This is a genomic window from Streptomyces olivoverticillatus (genome assembly GCF_014203555.1).
Lineage (GTDB): Bacteria > Actinomycetota > Actinomycetes > Streptomycetales > Streptomycetaceae > Streptomyces > Streptomyces olivoverticillatus.
Genome location: NZ_JACHJH010000005.1, coordinates 473,519 through 487,720, shown reverse-complemented (window position 1 = coordinate 487,720; position 14,202 = coordinate 473,519). Strand labels below are relative to the sequence as shown.

The following is a 14,202-nucleotide window of genomic DNA, read 5'->3' as shown; positions in this document are numbered from 1 at the left end:
AACAGGTACCACATGCCTGCCCATCGGGCCGGACGCACCATTTCAGGGGAGGCCCGATGCGGCAGAGCAGCGGCGTGCGCAAGGAGCAGGCCGCACAGGGGTCCGCGGACGCCAAGAGCGCCAAGGACACCGGGGGCGCCGGGGACGCCAAGGGAGCCGAGGGAGCCAAGGGGTCCGACGGCACCAAGGGCGCCAAGAACGCGAAGAAGCCCGGCGGTTCCATACCCCCGGGCGGCGGCCGCAGCCGTGCGGCCCGAATAGCCCGCTGGTCCGCGCTCGGCCTCGCGGTCCTCATCCTCGGCGTCTCCGCCGCTGGCTACCTCTACTACGAGCACCTCAACGGCAACATCAAGAAGAACAAGCTCAACCTCGGCGACAAGCAGCTGGACCGCAGCGTCGCCAACGCCGACGGCCAGCGCCCCCTGAACATCCTGCTCCTGGGCTCCGACAGCCGGGCGAGCAAGGCGAACCAGGAGCTGGGCGGGGCCCGCGACGACGCCGACCGGCCCGCGCTCGCCGATGTGCAGATGCTGCTGCACGTCTCGGCCGACCGCTCCAACATGTCCGTCATCAGCGTCCCCCGCGACACCCGGGTGACGATCCCCAAGTGCACGGACCCCGAGGACGGGAAGGTCTACAAGGAGACCAACCGTCAGATCATCAACACCAGCCTCGCCAACGGCGGTCCGGGCTGCACCGTGGCCACCTGGGAAGAGCTCACGGGCATACCCATCGACCACTTCATGATGGTCGACTTCTCGGGCGTGGTCTCCATGGCCGACGCCGTCGGCGGCGTCCCGGTCTGCGTCGACGCCAACGTCTACGACGACAAGTCCGGCCTGCGCCTGCAGAAGGGCACCCACACCGTCAAGGGCCAGCAGGCGCTGCAGTGGCTGCGCACCCGGCACGGCTTCGAGGACGGGAGCGACATCGGCCGCACCCACGCCCAGCACATCTACATGAACTCGATGGTCCGGCAGCTGAAGGCGGGCAGCAAGCTCACCGACCCCAACCAGCTCACCGACCTCGCCGAGGCCGCCACCAAGGCACTCACCGTCGACAAGGACCTCGGCTCGGTCAAGAAGCTCTACGACCTCGGCAACGACCTCAAGCGGGTGCCGTCCGGCCGGATCACGATGACCACCATGCCGTGGGCGACGGACCCGCAGGACCCGGACGCGCACGTGATCCCCAAGCCCGGCGACGCCGACAAGCTCTTCTCGCTCGTCCGCAACGACATCGCGCTGGACGGCAAGGACAAGAAGAAGGACGACAAGGCCGGCGCCTCCGCCGCCCCTGCCGCCCCCAAGAGCGACATCGCCATCACCGTCTTCAACGGCACCGGCACCGCCGTGGAGCCGCCGGCCACCGGCCGGGGCGCCGACATCGCCGAGTTCCTGGTCAAGCAGGGCTTCACCAAGGCCACCTCCGACTCCTCCCCCCGGGCGCAGGCGGACACCACCATCACCTACCCGAAGGCGACGCAGCGCGGCGACGCCCTGGCCGTGGCCAAGGCGCTCGGACTGCCGGACACCGCGGTGCGGCACTCGCCGGAGGTGCAGCAGATGACGCTGACCGTCGGCGGCGACTGGCGTACGGGCACGGCCTACCCGAAGACGCAGGACGACGAGACGGACCCGTCCGCCACGCCCTCGGCCTCCACTTCGGCCTCCGCTTCGGACAAGCCGGACGACGGCAAGTCCGGCGACGACGGCAAGAAGGACCCGAAGAAGAAGGCCGACGACAACAAGGCGCCGGAGAGCTCGGATCCGCTCAACGGTGACGACAAGTCGGCCTGCATGAAGGTCAACCCGCTCAACCGCTTCTGACGCGGCGGCCGCGCGCCGCTTCCGGGAGACCGGAAGCGGCGCGCGGCCGCCGTTACTCCGCCGCCCGGACCGCCGGGCGGCGGCTGGCGATGACCTTCTTCGCGAGCGAGCGCGGGCTGGTGAGGAAGCCGAAGCCCCACGACATGTGCATGGTCGCCAGCGCCACCGGGATCCGTACCCGCGCGGCCGGCGACAGCCCCTTGCCCGCCGGGACGGAACCCGCCGTGATCGCGGCCAGGTACCCGGCGGGCACGACCAGGCCCCACGGGGTGACGGTGGCGCCCACGACGATCCCGGCCGCGATGGCGAGCACGGCGGTGGGCGGCGCGAGGTAGCGCAGGTTGATCGACCCCTGGTGGAAGCGGGCGACCACGTGCCGCCAGCGGCCGTAGTCCTTGTACTGCTTGGCGAGCGCCTTGACGTTGGGCCGCGGCCGGTAGGAGACCTTGAGCTCCGGGGAGAACCAGATCAGCCCGCCCGCCTCGCGGATGCGGAAGTTCAGCTCCCAGTCCTGGGCGCGGATGAACTCCTCGTTGTAGCCGCCCTGCCGCTCCAGCGCCTCGCGCCGGAAGACACCCAGATACACGGTTTCGGCGGGGCCTGCGGCACCGCCGGTGTGGAAGGCCGCGTTGCCCACGCCGATCTTGGAGGTCATCGCCGCGGCGACCGCCTCCTCCCAGGCGTTCTCTCCCTCGGCGTGCATGATGCCGCCCACGTTCTGCGCGCCGGTCTCGTCCAGCAGCCGGACGGCGGTCGCGATGTAGTCCGGGGAGAGCATGCCGTGCCCGTCGACCCGTACCACGATCGGGTGACGTGATGCCTTGATCGCGGCATTGAGGGCGGCAGGGGTGCGTCCGGTGGGATTGGGCACCGTATGCACCCGGGAGTCCTCCCGGACGAGCTCCGCGGCGATCTCGTCCGTGCGGTCCGTGGACGGACCGAGGGCGATGACCACCTCCATGTCACCGGCATACTCCTGCTCCAGGATGTGCCGCACGGAGGTGCGCAGATGCCGCTCTTCATTGAGCACCGGCATGATCACGGAAACGGCGGGCGGCTGCTGCTGATCGGGCATGGTTCCTCGGTGGTTCGGGGGTCGGCCCCCGGCGGACGGCTGTTCCTCGACAATCCTCGGTCACGTTACCGCCAATGGAGGACACGGTCCCGCCCCGCCCGGGTGGCGGGCACTGCGCGGACGGCGTGGGGCCGCATGCAGCTCATCGTATTGACCTACGGTGTTTTCGGTTTCTCCCCAGTTGTCGCGGAGGTCTAGAAATGACCGCACCGGCCCGCTCCGCCCGCCAGCACCGGCCCCGCCACAGCGCCCCGCGCCGCCCGCGGTGGGGGCTGCGCTTGGCCGTGGGGGCGGCGATCGCCGTGCTGGGCGCGGGAGGCATCGGGCACGCGGTGGTCAGCCGGATCGACGGCGGCCTCGGCCGGGTCGATCCCTTCGGCGGGCTGTCGGACCGGCCGGGCGGCGGCCAGGGCATGAACATCCTGATCGTCGGCACCGACGGCCGCGACAAGATCACGGAGCAGGAGCGGCGGGCCTACCACCTCGGCGGGGTCCCCTGTCACTGCACCGACACGATGATGCTGGTGCACCTCTCCGACGCCCGCGACCGGGCCAGCGTGGTCAGCCTCCCCCGCGACACCTACACCGAGATCCCCGAGTACACCGACGCGACGGGCAGGATCCACCCCACCCATCCGCTGAAGCTGAACGCCGCCTACGCCGAGGGCGGCCCCCCCATGACCGTACGGTCGGTCGAGCGGCTGACCGGGGTGCACGTCGATCACTACCTGGAGGTCGACTTCACCAGCTTCATGAAGACCGTCGACGTGGTGGGCGGCGTGCAGGTGTGCACCGAGCGGCCGCTCAAGGACGGCTACACCGGGCTGGACCTCCCGGCGGGCGCAAGCCGGCTGGGCGGCGGCCAGGCCCTGCAGTACGTGCGCTCCCGGCATCTGGACGGCGCCGCGGACCTGGGCCGGATGCAGCGCCAGCAGCGCTTCCTCGCCGCTCTGATGCACCAGGCGGCGAACGGCGGGGTGCTGCTGAACCCCGTGAAGTTCCGGGAGGTCGCCTCCACCGTGATCGGCTCGGTCCGCGCCGACCGCGGGCTGGAGGCCGCCGACCTCGTCGAGCTGGGCCGGGCGATGAAGAGCCTGAACCCGGCCTCCGCCGAGTTCACCTCCGTCCCCATCGGGGTCGTGGACTTCCCCGTACCGCAGATCGGCTCGACGGTGAAGTGGGACGAGGCCGCGGCGGGCAAGCTCTTCCGGGCGCTGCGCGAGGACCGGCCGCTGGGCGTCGCCCCCGGCCCGCACGCGCCGCACGACGCCAAGCCCTCCGAGCGGCCGCCCGGTCAGCAGCTGGCACAGCCGCAGTCGCAGTCGCAGCAGGAGCCCGTCGACGTGGCTCCCGGCGAGGTCCGGGTGCAGGTCTACAACGGCACCGGGCGCGCCGGCCTCGCCCGCACCACGGACCAGGAGCTGCACGCCGCGGGCTTCGCCACCACCGGCCTGCCCGCCGATGCCCCGCCGCCCCTCGCCCGGCAGACGGTGATCACCTACGACCCTCGGTGGGACCGCTCGGTGCACACGATCGCCGCCGCGCTGCCCGGCGCCCGGCTCCAGCCGGTGCCCGGGCAGGGGCCGCTGATGAAGGTGACGCTCGGTACGGACTTCACCGGGGTCCACCCGGTGCAGCCCCGGCCCCCGGTCCAGCGGGCGCACGGCACCGAGATCGTCACCGGCGACCAGGTGGTGTGTCCGCAGGGCCTGTGAGGGCGGCGCGGCTCAGTCGTCGAGCCCCTCGGCCACGCGCTTCTCGCGCAGCTCCATGATCGCGCGGCGTCGGGCCAGCCGGTGGGTGCGCCGGATCTGGGCCTCCTGGTAGCGCCGGCGGTCCTTCTCCGTCTCCGGCATGACCTGCGGTACGCGCCTGGGCCTGCCGTCCTCGTCGACGGCGGCGAAGACGAGGTAGGCGCTGCCGACCTGGGTGGCGGGCGTCGACTCGTTCCAGCGCTCGGCGAGCACCCGCACGCCGATCTCCATCGAGGACCGGCCGGTCCAGTTGACCTGGGCCTTCACATGCACGAGGTCGCCCACCCGGACCGGCTCCAGGAACGCCATCTCGTCCATCGAGGCGGTGACCGCGGGGCCGCCCGAGTGCCGGCCGGCGACCGCGCCGGCGGCGTCGTCCACCAGTTTCATGATCACACCGCCGTGCACGGTGCCCAGCAGGTTGGTGTCGTTGCCGGTCATGATGTGCGAGAGGGTCGTGCGGGACGCCGAGGTGGGCTTCCCGGCTATCTCCGGGTCCGCGCCCCGGTCCAAAATGGTCATGTCCCCCACTGTATGCGGGCGCCGGGCAGCAAACCGTTTCTGCATCGTCTCTGCAACAGCCTCGCCACGGTCCCATCCGCTCGCTGTGGGGCCCCGTGCACCGCCAGGCACACTCGATGTCATGAACGACTGGCCCGAAGGGCGGACCCAGGACCGCCGCGAGCGGTACGGGCGCGGCAGCACCGGCACAGAACCGGACGGTGTCCGCACCATGCCGCACGTCCGGCGCACCCCGCCGCAGCAGTACCGGCCGCCCGAGGGCTACGACTCCCCCGGCGGCCCGGACCGCGACGGCTACTCCACGGGCCGGGTCTACGGGCCCGGCGGCCCTTCCGGCGGCGGCGAGCCGCACGGCCGGGGCCGCCCGCGGCGCACCGGCGCCCCGAACTGGCGCCGGAGAATCAAGATCGGCGCCATCGTCTTCATCACTGCACTGCTCGCCGTCTCGGTCAGCACGTACTTCTGGGCCGACTCCAAGATGCGCCGCGAGGTCGACCTCGGCCAGGTCGAGGACCGGCCGCCGGCCGGGCAGGGCACGAACTACCTCATCGTGGGCTCCGACAGCCGCGAGGGCCTCTCGGATCAGGACAAGAAGGAACTGCACACCGGGTCGGCGGAGGGCAAGCGCACCGACTCGATGATGATCCTGCACACCGGTGACAACGGCACCACCATGCTGAGCCTGCCCCGCGACTCGTACGTCACCATCCCCGCCTTCACCGGCAAGACGTCCGGCAAGCGCTACGCCGCCTCCACGCACAAGCTCAACCAGGCCTACTCGGACGGCGGCGCCGAGCTGCTGGCCCGGACCGTGGAGTACAACACCGGGCTGCGGATCGACCACTACGCGGAGATCGGCTTCGGCGGCTTCCGCAATCTGGTCGACGCCCTGGGCGGGGTGGAGATGTGCCTGGACAAGCCGGTCAAGGACCGCGACTCGGGCGCCGACTTCAAGGCCGGCTGCCAGGAGCTGAACGGCGCCCAGTCGCTGGCCTTCGTCCGCCAGCGGCACCAGGAGGCGGACCAGGACCTGGGGCGCATGCGCAACCAGCAGAAGTTCCTCAACACCCTCGCCAAGCAGGCCGCCTCCCCCGCCACCGTCCTCAATCCCTTCCGCCTCTACCCCGTGATCGGCTCCGGGCTCGACACCCTCATCGTCGACAAGGACATGGGGCTGTGGGACCTGACCTCGATGTTCTGGGCGATGAAGGGCGTGACGGGCGGCGACGGGAAGCAGCTGACCGTGCCGGTCTCCAATCCGGACCTGGCCACGCGCGACGGCTCCGCCGTGAAGTGGGACACCGCCAAGGCCAAGCTCCTCTTCGACCAGCTGAAGAAGGACCAGAAGGTCACCCTCGACTCCGGCCGGTGAGCCCCGGCGGTCAGCCGGGCTCCGGCCCCGTCGCGTCGATCATCGCGAAGGCCGCGCCCTGCGGGTCGCGGACCACGGACATCCGGCCCGCCTCCATGTCGAAGGGCGGCTTGAGCACCGAGCCGCCCGCCCGGACCAGGGCGTCGACCGTGCTGTCGGTGTCGTCGACCGAGAAGTACGTCAGCCAGTGCGGGGGCGTGCCCTCCGGCAGCCGGTCCAGGCCCTGCATACCGGCGACCATCCGGCCGTCGGCGTTGAGGGAGAAGTAGCCGGTCGCGTGCTGCATGGGGCTGACGGTCAGGCCCAGCGCGTCCCCGTAGAAGTCCTCGGCGGCGGAGGGGTCGGCGGTGTTGAGCTCGTTCCACACCACCGAGCCGGGCTCGTTGACCACCTGCGAGCCGATGAAGTCCCGGGCCTCCCACAGCCCGAACACCGCGCCCATGGGGTCGGCGGCCGCGGCCATCCGGCCGAGGTCCATCACGTCGATGGCCTCCTGCAGGACCGCCCCACCGCGGGCCGCGATCTTCGCCGTGGTCTCGTCGGCGTTCTCCACCGCGAGATACGTGGTCCAGGCGGTGGGCGGCGAGGCCCCGCCCTCCGGGGCCATCGCGGTCATGATCCCCGCCACCGGCTTGCCACGCAGCGTGCACACCGCGTACCCACCGGTCTCCGGCGGCCCGGGCTCCCCCTGCCAGCCGAACAGGTCCCGGTAGAAGTCCAGGGCCGCTCGCTGGTCGGGAACCATCAGATCGACCCAACAGGGCGTGCCGGGCACGTACGGGACGGATACCTCGGGCATGACGCGACCCTCCAGGGCGGTTGCGGTGCGGCCCCCCGCCTGCGCACCACCTTGACCCGAAGGGGTGCCGGGCGCCACCCGAACCCGGATCCGGAGGGGGCCGCCCGACCCCACCCAGACGGCACAGCCCCCGGCATCGCGCCGGGGGCTGTGCCGTCTGCAGTGAACGCCGCTACGGCAGGTTCCTCGCCATGACGATGCGCTGCACCTGATTCGTGCCTTCGCAAATCTGCGTGCTTCACGGATAACAGGACTCTGACCTGCACGGATGGGCACCTGAGAGGGGCCCTCCCCAGCATTTCCCAATGATCACCCTTGCGGGGGTCCAGGCCAGTCGCACGCCCTCTTGACGGCAGGCCGCGTGAGTACGAGGGTCTTGCAACCGATCACGACTGGCTCGGCAACAGAGGTCGTTATGACACTACGGTTCGTCGGGAAAGATCCGGAGTCAGGAGATCACGGCTCCCCGGCCGTCTGGGTCGACGAGAGCACGAAGGATCTCCTGCTCCAGGGCTGGAAGGCGGACGGCCAGACGCGAAGGGACTGCGCGGCGGACGTCTCGCAGCCCGACCACGAGGCAGTGATCCGGGTACCGAAGCGGATGATCCCGCTTCTTAGGGAGGCGCTTGATGTCGCAGAGCTTGAGTAGCTTTGCCGACCTGTTGCGGTCCGCAGAGCGCTCGGCGGTGCATCTGGAGATGCGCGACGCGTACGGAGTGGAGAACGAGATCGAGGGCTTCGCGGCCTGGAAGAAGGGGCACCGCCTCGATCCGGCAGATCGCGAGTCCTGGTGGCGGCCCTGGCTGGACCTGGTGCAGGAGGTCACGGGCAAGGGCGTGACCATGCGCCGTGCCCGCATCGTGTCGGAGCCCGTCAGCGACTACATCCGCTTCGAGCACTCCGGGACGTTCACCAACGTCGCAGCCGGTGAGGACATCCGTTGGCTGCCGAGACGGCAGGCGTCGGACCTCGCGCTCCCCGGCAATGACTTCTGGCTCTTCGACGGTCGAGTGGTGCAGTTCAACATCTTCGACGGCGACGGCCGATGGGTGCAGACGGACCAGACGGAGGACGCCGCCACGGCAAGGCTCTGCGCGTCAGCCTTCGAAGCAGTGTGGGAGCGCGCCGTCCCCCACGAGAAGTACACGGTCTGACGCGGGCCGGGTCGGTCAGCTCATGTCTTCGTCCCCCTTCTCCAGCGCCCAAGCGGCACGGGCTGCCATCGCGTCCCGCCTGGACGAGATCCGGAGAGACGCAGGACTCACAGGACACGAGCTGGCCGCCCGGTGCGGCTGGCACAAGTCGAAGTCGTCACGCATCGCCCGGGGCAGGACCCTGCCCTCCGATGCCGACATCAGGTCATGGTGCGCAGCCTGCGGAGCCGAGGAACAAGCGGCCGACCTGATCGCCGCGTCCCGGACCGCCGAGTCCATGTACGTCCAGTGGAAGCAGATCCACCGCGACGGGATGCGCCGCGTTCACCAGAAGACGACGCCGCTCTACCAGCGAACCCGGCACTTCCGCGTGTACGCCTCGAACCTCATGCCGGGGATGCTCCAGACTGCCGAGTACGCAACCGGCCTCCTCCGCTCCATCACGGAGTTTCAGCAGACTCCCGATGACGTCGAGGCTGCGGTGAAGGCACGCCTCGACCGTTCGCGGGTCGTGCGTGAAGGCGACCACCGGTTCGCCCTGCTCATAGAGGAAGCCGTCCTCTACTACCGCGTGTGCGATGACGAGGCCATGGCCGGTCAGCTTGGCTACCTTCTCTCGGTCATGGCACAGGCGAACGTCTCGCTCGGCGTGATCCCCTTCGGGGCTCGCCGGAGAATCTGGCCCCTGGAAGCGTTCTATGCCTTCGACGAAGGGCTGGTGGCCGTCGAGACTCTGACGGCCGAGATCAACGTGGCGGCGCCCGGGGAGGTCGGTACGTACCTCAAAGCCTTCGCGGAACTGTCGCAGATCGCCGTCCACGGCGCGCAGGCTCGGGCCCACATCACCAAGGCCATCGACTCCCTAGCCTGAATCTCTGCAACCGCCTGCAACTTTCTCGCAGTTGCCCCCCTCGGGTTCCTAGCCTCTTCGCCATGACCACGGACATCGAAGCAGCCGCACAGCAAGCCGACGCCTTCCTGGCAGGCAAGAAGAAAGCCGACGACATGGCTTTCATGCTGGGTCGTGCGCTGGCGGAGATGGGCATCAGGGTCGGCGACAGGGACTCGTGGCCGCAGCTCATGGGCCGCGCGTCCCTGTCCGGTGAACCGCACGTGTACCTGGGGACGGTGCCGCTGACCAGGGCCCTGAAGCTGGTCGACGCCCTGATCCACGCGGAGTCGGTGAAGCGGGACGCGCCTCACCTGCGCAGGCCCGGCCACGATTCCTGACCCGGTGTCCGCCGCACGGCGCCACGGGGAAGGTCCTCGTGTCGGCACAGGGTTGAGCAGGAAGGAGTACCCACAAAATGGGTGGGAAGGACTTCGAGAACGCAGGCGAGCCCTGGGACCCACAGGCCAACCAGGACCAGGCGACCGATCCTGACGCCCGCGTCTCTCAGAACGGCGACGTATACAGCGGGATGGCGGACGACAAGGACCGGGAAGGGAAATGAAGCGCGGCGAGGATCTGATTCAGGACCTGAGAGAGCAAGGCTTCATGCGGTGCGAGACCACCGAGGACGGTAAGGCCGTGATCATGCGCAAGGGCCGCCGTTGGACGGTCGTGCCGCTTCGGTGGCTCACCGATGAAGCCGTGGACACGATCAAGGCCCAAGCCGGAGTCAGCCTCGTGTGAGCGGCCACTACCACGATGCTCACGCCCGGCGCAGACGATCCCACCGAGCGGTCAGAGGTGGCCCCCACCCATACGAACAGCCCCCGGCTCGACGCCGGGGGCTGTGTCGTTTGTGCAGGTCAGCGGCTGCTACTTCGGCAGGTTCCTCGCCATGACGATCCGCTGGACCTGGTTCGTGCCTTCATAAATCTGCGTGATCTTCGCGTCGCGCATCATGCGCTCCACCGGGTAGTCACGGGTGTAGCCGTAGCCGCCGAGGAGCTGGACGGCGTCCGTGGTGACCTCCATGGCGACGTCGGAGGCGAAGCACTTGGCCGCGGCGCCGAAGAAGGTGAGGTCGCCGTCGACGCGCTCGGACTTGGCTGCCGCCGAGTACGTCAGCTGGCGGGCGGCCTCCAGCTTCATGGCCATGTCGGCCAGCATGAACTGGATGCCCTGGAAGTCGGCGATCGGCTTGCCGAACTGCTTGCGCTCCTGGACGTAGCCCTTGGCGTAGTCCAGCGCGCCCTGGGCGATGCCGAGGGCCTGGGCCGCGATCGTGATGCGGGTGTGGTCCAGGGTCTTCATCGCCGTGGCGAAGCCGGTGCCCTCCTCGCCGATCATGCGGTCGGCGGGGATGCGAACGTTGTCGAGGTAGATCTCGCGGGTCGGGGAACCCTTGATGCCCAGCTTCTTCTCGGGGGCACCGAAGGAGACGCCCTCGTCGGACTTCTCGACCACGAAGGCGGAGATGCCCTTGGAGCGCTTCTCCGGGTCGGTGACGGCCATCACCGTGTAGTACTCGGAGACGCCCGCGTTGGTGATCCAGCGCTTCACGCCGTTGAGCACCCAGTGGTCGCCGTCGCGCACGGCCTTGGTCTTCATGCCGGCCGCGTCCGAGCCCGCGTCGGGCTCGGAGAGGGCGTACGAGAACATCGCGTCGCCCTTGGCGAGCGGGCTCAGGTACTGCTTCTTGAGCGCCTCGGAGCCGGACAGCACGACCGGCAGGGAGCCGAGCTTGTTGACCGCGGGGATAAGAGAGGAAGAGGCGCACACGCGGGCGACCTCTTCGATGACGATCACGGTGGCCAGGGCGTCCGCGCCCGCGCCGCCGAACTCCTCGGGGACGTGCACCGCGTGCAGGTCGGCGGCGACCAGGGCGTCGAGCGCCTCCTGCGGGAAGCGGCCCTCCTCGTCCACCTCGGCGGCGAACGGCGCGATCTTGGCCTCGGCGAGCGAGCGCACGACCTTGCGCAGCTCGTCGTGCTCCTCGGACGGCCGGTACAGGTCGAAGTCCTTTGATCCCGCCAAGGCGTGCTCCCTGAGAGTTAACTACCGTTTAGTAACCCGATTCTAGGGCGGTGGCCCACGGCGGGTATACGTGAGCTTGCCGACAGCCACCGGGCTACCGGAGGGCTTCCCTCCCCCGGCCCCGACTATGCTCGGGCCCGCAGTCAGCCCCGTCAGCACGTGACAGCACCAGGAGCACCGCATGGCCCCCAAGATCACTGTGATCGGCACCGGCTACCTCGGCGCCACGCACGCCGCGGCCATGGCCGAGCTGGGGTTCGACGTCCTGGGCCTCGACGTCGTGCCCGAGAAGGTGGAGTCCCTCTCGCACGGCAAGGTCCCGATGTACGAGCCGGGGCTGGAGGAGCTGCTGCGCAAGCACGTCGCCGGGATCGAGGGGTCGAGCGGGCGGCTGCGCTTCACGACGTCCTTCGAGGAGGCCGGCGAGTTCGGCGACGTCCACTTCATCTGTGTGAACACCCCGCAGAAGCACGGCGAGTACGCCTGCGACATGTCCTACGTCGAGAGCGCCTTCACCTCCCTCGCGCCGCAGCTGCGCCGCCCGGCGCTGGTCGTCGGCAAGTCGACGGTGCCGGTCGGCAGTGCGGCACGGCTGGCCGAGCTGCTCGTGGAGCTGGCACCGGCCGGCAGCGATGTGGAGCTGGCGTGGAACCCCGAGTTCCTGCGCGAGGGGTTCGCCGTCGAGGACACGCTGCACCCCGACCGGATCGTGGTCGGCGTCGCCGGGGAGCGGGCCGAGAAGGTGCTGCGCGAGGTGTACGCGACGCCGATCGGGGAGGGCACGCCGTTCGTGGTCGCCGACTACCCGACGGCCGAGCTGGTCAAGACCGCCGCCAACTCCTTCCTGGCGACCAAGATTTCTTTCATCAACGCCATGGCCGAGGTATGCGAGGCCGCCGACGGCGACGTGGCGAAGCTGGCCGAGGCCATCGGCCACGACGACCGGATCGGCAAGAAGTTCCTGCGGGCCGGGGTCGGCTTCGGCGGGGGCTGCCTGCCCAAGGACATCCGGGCCTTCATGGCGCGGGCCGGGGAGCTGGGCGTCGACCAGGCGCTGACTTTCCTGCGCGAGGTCGACTCCATCAACATGCGGCGCCGCTCGCACATGGTCGAGCTCGCCCGCGAGAGCGTGGGCGGCAGCTTCCTCGGGCAGCGGGTGGCGGTGCTGGGCGCCACGTTCAAGCCGGACTCGGACGACGTCCGGGACTCGCCCGCACTCAACGTCGCCGGGCAGATCCATCTGCAGGGCGGCCAGGTCACGGTGTACGACCCCAAGGGCATGGACAACGCCCGGCGGCTCTACCCCACGCTGGCCTACGCGCCCACGGCGCTGGACGCGTGCCGCGGGGCGCATGTGGTGCTGCACCTCACGGAGTGGCGTGAATTCCGCGAGCTGGACCCGGCGGAGCTGGGCGACGTGGTGGCGGCGCAGCGGATCCTCGACGGACGCAACGCGCTGGACGCCGGCACGTGGCGGGCGGCGGGCTGGACGTACCGCGCGATGGGTCGCCCCCGGGCATAGCCCCGTACGGGCCCGGGTGCGCTGCGCACACCGGGCCCCGCCCCTCCGCGGCTCAGCCGTCCAGCTGCTGCAGGGTCGCGATCGACGGGCCCCGCACCGCGGACAGCGTGCGGGAGGCGTCTTCCGCCGCCCTCAGGACCCGCACCGCGTTCTGCCAGGTGAGCTTGGCCAGATCGGCGTCCGACCATCCCCGGCGCAGCAGCTCCGCGATCAGGTTCGGGTAGCCCGAGACGTCCGGGAGGTCGGCGGGGGTGAAGGCCGTGCCGTCGTAGTCGCCGCCGATGCCGATGTGGTCGACGCCCGCGACCTCACGCATGTGGTCGAGGTGGTCGGCCACCGTCGACGCCGTGGCGACCGGGCGCGGGTGCCCGTCCTCGTACGCCCGCTGCACCTTCATGGCCTCGGCGGTCGTGTCCAGGTGGTGGAAGCCGTGGGCCCGCATGTTCTCGTCCGCGGCCAGCGTCCACTCGATCGCGGCGGGCAGGACGAACTTCGGGACGAAGGTCGCCATGGCGACACCGCCGTTGGCCGCCAGCGAGCCGAGCACGTCGTCGGGGATGTTGCGCGGGTGGTCGCACACCGCGCGCGCCGAGGAGTGCGAGAAGATCACCGGCGCCTCGCTGACCCGCAGTGCGTCCCGCATCGTGTCGGCGGACACGTGCGAGAGGTCCACGAGCATGCCGATGCGGTTCATCTCGCGCACGACCTCTTCGCCGAAGCGCGTCAGGCCGCCGGCCGCGGGCTCGTCCGTGGCGGAGTCCGCCCAGGCGACGTTGTCGTTGTGGGTGAGCGTCATGTAGCGGACGCCGAGCTGGTGCAGGGCCCGCAGCGTGGCGAGGGAGTTGTTGATGCTGTGCCCGCCCTCGGCGCCCATGAGGGAGGCGATGCGGCCCTCGGCCCGCGCCGCCTCCATGTCGTCGGCGGTGAGGGCGAGCCGCAGCTCGCCGGGGTAGCGGTCCGCCATCTGCCGTACGACGTCGATCTGTTCGAGCGTCGCGCTGACGGCGTCGTCGCCGGCCATGTCCGTCCGTACGTACACCGACCAGAACTGTGCGCCGACCCCGCCCGCCCGCATCCGGGGCAGGTCCGTGTGGAGGTGTCCGGTCTGGTCGGCGGTGACGTCGCGGCGGCCGAGGTCGTAGCCGACGGTCTGGCGCAGCGCCCAGGGCAGGTCGTTGTGGCCGTCCACCACGGGGTGGGCGGCGAGCAGTTCGCGGGCGCGGACCAGCTCGGCCGGCTCGTTCACGGC

General features: G+C 70.3%; 15 protein-coding genes. 10 read left to right on the top strand and 5 right to left on the bottom strand.

Annotation, left to right across the window (positions count from 1 at the left end; all coding sequences use genetic code 11):
- Positions 1 to 56: 56 nt before the first annotated feature.
- A complete protein-coding gene (locus FHS39_RS19370; protein WP_184350594.1) occupies positions 57 to 1,829 on the top strand; it encodes an LCP family protein in 1,773 nt (590 codons plus the stop codon).
- Between the two features lie 52 nt (positions 1,830 to 1,881).
- Here the strand turns inward: FHS39_RS19370 and FHS39_RS19365 are convergent, their stop codons facing one another.
- A complete protein-coding gene (locus tag FHS39_RS19365) occupies positions 1,882 to 2,904 on the bottom strand; it encodes a glycosyltransferase family 2 protein (RefSeq protein WP_045932805.1) in 1,023 nt (340 codons plus the stop codon).
- Between the two features lie 200 nt (positions 2,905 to 3,104).
- Here FHS39_RS19365 and FHS39_RS19360 point away from each other — a divergent pair, with 200 nt between their 5' ends.
- On the top strand, positions 3,105 to 4,619 hold the full coding sequence (locus FHS39_RS19360) for an LCP family protein (RefSeq protein WP_184350593.1): 1,515 nt from the start codon (positions 3,105 to 3,107) through the stop codon (positions 4,617 to 4,619).
- A 12-nt stretch (positions 4,620 to 4,631) separates the two neighbouring features.
- Here the strand turns inward: FHS39_RS19360 and FHS39_RS19355 are convergent, their stop codons facing one another.
- The gene (locus FHS39_RS19355; protein ID WP_045932814.1) at positions 4,632 to 5,180 is read right to left on the bottom strand and encodes an acyl-CoA thioesterase; all 549 of its coding nucleotides are present in this window, start codon (positions 5,178 to 5,180) and stop codon (positions 4,632 to 4,634) included.
- 121 nt (positions 5,181 to 5,301) lie between these two features.
- Here FHS39_RS19355 and FHS39_RS19350 point away from each other — a divergent pair, with 121 nt between their 5' ends.
- Positions 5,302 to 6,552: an LCP family protein gene (locus FHS39_RS19350; RefSeq protein ID WP_184350592.1), complete on the top strand. Its 1,251-nt coding sequence runs from the start codon at positions 5,302 to 5,304 to the stop codon at positions 6,550 to 6,552.
- Positions 6,553 to 6,562: 10 nt separating this feature from the next.
- Here FHS39_RS19350 and FHS39_RS19345 read toward each other — a convergent pair whose 3' ends face one another.
- Entirely contained in the window at positions 6,563 to 7,351 is a 789-nt protein-coding gene (locus FHS39_RS19345) for a VOC family protein (protein WP_184350591.1), read from the bottom strand.
- Positions 7,352 to 7,766: 415 nt separating this feature from the next.
- Between FHS39_RS19345 and FHS39_RS19340 the strand changes: the two genes are divergently transcribed.
- The 6 genes from FHS39_RS19340 to FHS39_RS19315 all read left to right on the top strand — a co-directional run bounded on the left by FHS39_RS19340 (position 7,767) and on the right by FHS39_RS19315 (position 10,141).
- Positions 7,767 to 8,000 carry a hypothetical protein gene (locus FHS39_RS19340; RefSeq protein WP_184350590.1) on the top strand — a complete coding sequence of 78 codons (234 nt, stop codon included), beginning with the start codon at positions 7,767 to 7,769 and terminating at the stop codon, positions 7,998 to 8,000.
- Positions 7,981 to 8,505, top strand: coding sequence for a DUF6879 family protein (locus FHS39_RS19335; protein ID WP_184350589.1), 525 nt, complete (start codon positions 7,981 to 7,983; stop codon positions 8,503 to 8,505). Before FHS39_RS19340 ends, FHS39_RS19335 begins: the two co-directional genes overlap by 20 nt.
- A 22-nt stretch (positions 8,506 to 8,527) precedes the next feature.
- A complete protein-coding gene (locus FHS39_RS19330) occupies positions 8,528 to 9,376 on the top strand; it encodes a helix-turn-helix domain-containing protein (protein ID WP_184350588.1) in 849 nt (282 codons plus the stop codon).
- Between the two features lie 62 nt (positions 9,377 to 9,438).
- Positions 9,439 to 9,735 (top strand): hypothetical protein, encoded by a 297-nt coding sequence (locus FHS39_RS19325; RefSeq protein WP_184350587.1) that lies wholly within the window; start codon positions 9,439 to 9,441, stop codon positions 9,733 to 9,735.
- A gap of 77 nt (positions 9,736 to 9,812) precedes the next feature.
- Entirely contained in the window at positions 9,813 to 9,959 is a 147-nt protein-coding gene (locus tag FHS39_RS19320) for a hypothetical protein (protein WP_184350586.1), read from the top strand.
- Positions 9,956 to 10,141 (top strand): hypothetical protein, encoded by a 186-nt coding sequence (locus FHS39_RS19315; RefSeq protein WP_184350585.1) that lies wholly within the window; start codon positions 9,956 to 9,958, stop codon positions 10,139 to 10,141. Before FHS39_RS19320 ends, FHS39_RS19315 begins: the two co-directional genes overlap by 4 nt.
- Positions 10,142 to 10,270: 129 nt before the next feature.
- Here FHS39_RS19315 and FHS39_RS19310 read toward each other — a convergent pair whose 3' ends face one another.
- Positions 10,271 to 11,431: an acyl-CoA dehydrogenase gene (locus tag FHS39_RS19310; RefSeq protein WP_184350584.1), complete on the bottom strand. Its 1,161-nt coding sequence runs from the start codon at positions 11,429 to 11,431 to the stop codon at positions 10,271 to 10,273.
- Positions 11,432 to 11,612: 181 nt separating this feature from the next.
- Between FHS39_RS19310 and FHS39_RS19305 the strand changes: the two genes are divergently transcribed.
- Positions 11,613 to 12,953, top strand: coding sequence for a UDP-glucose dehydrogenase family protein (locus FHS39_RS19305; RefSeq protein ID WP_184350583.1), 1,341 nt, complete (start codon positions 11,613 to 11,615; stop codon positions 12,951 to 12,953).
- Positions 12,954 to 13,005: 52 nt separating this feature from the next.
- Here the strand turns inward: FHS39_RS19305 and FHS39_RS19300 are convergent, their stop codons facing one another.
- On the bottom strand, positions 13,006 to 14,199 hold the full coding sequence (locus FHS39_RS19300) for a membrane dipeptidase (RefSeq protein ID WP_184350582.1): 1,194 nt from the start codon (positions 14,197 to 14,199) through the stop codon (positions 13,006 to 13,008).
- Positions 14,200 to 14,202: the final 3 nt, after the last annotated feature.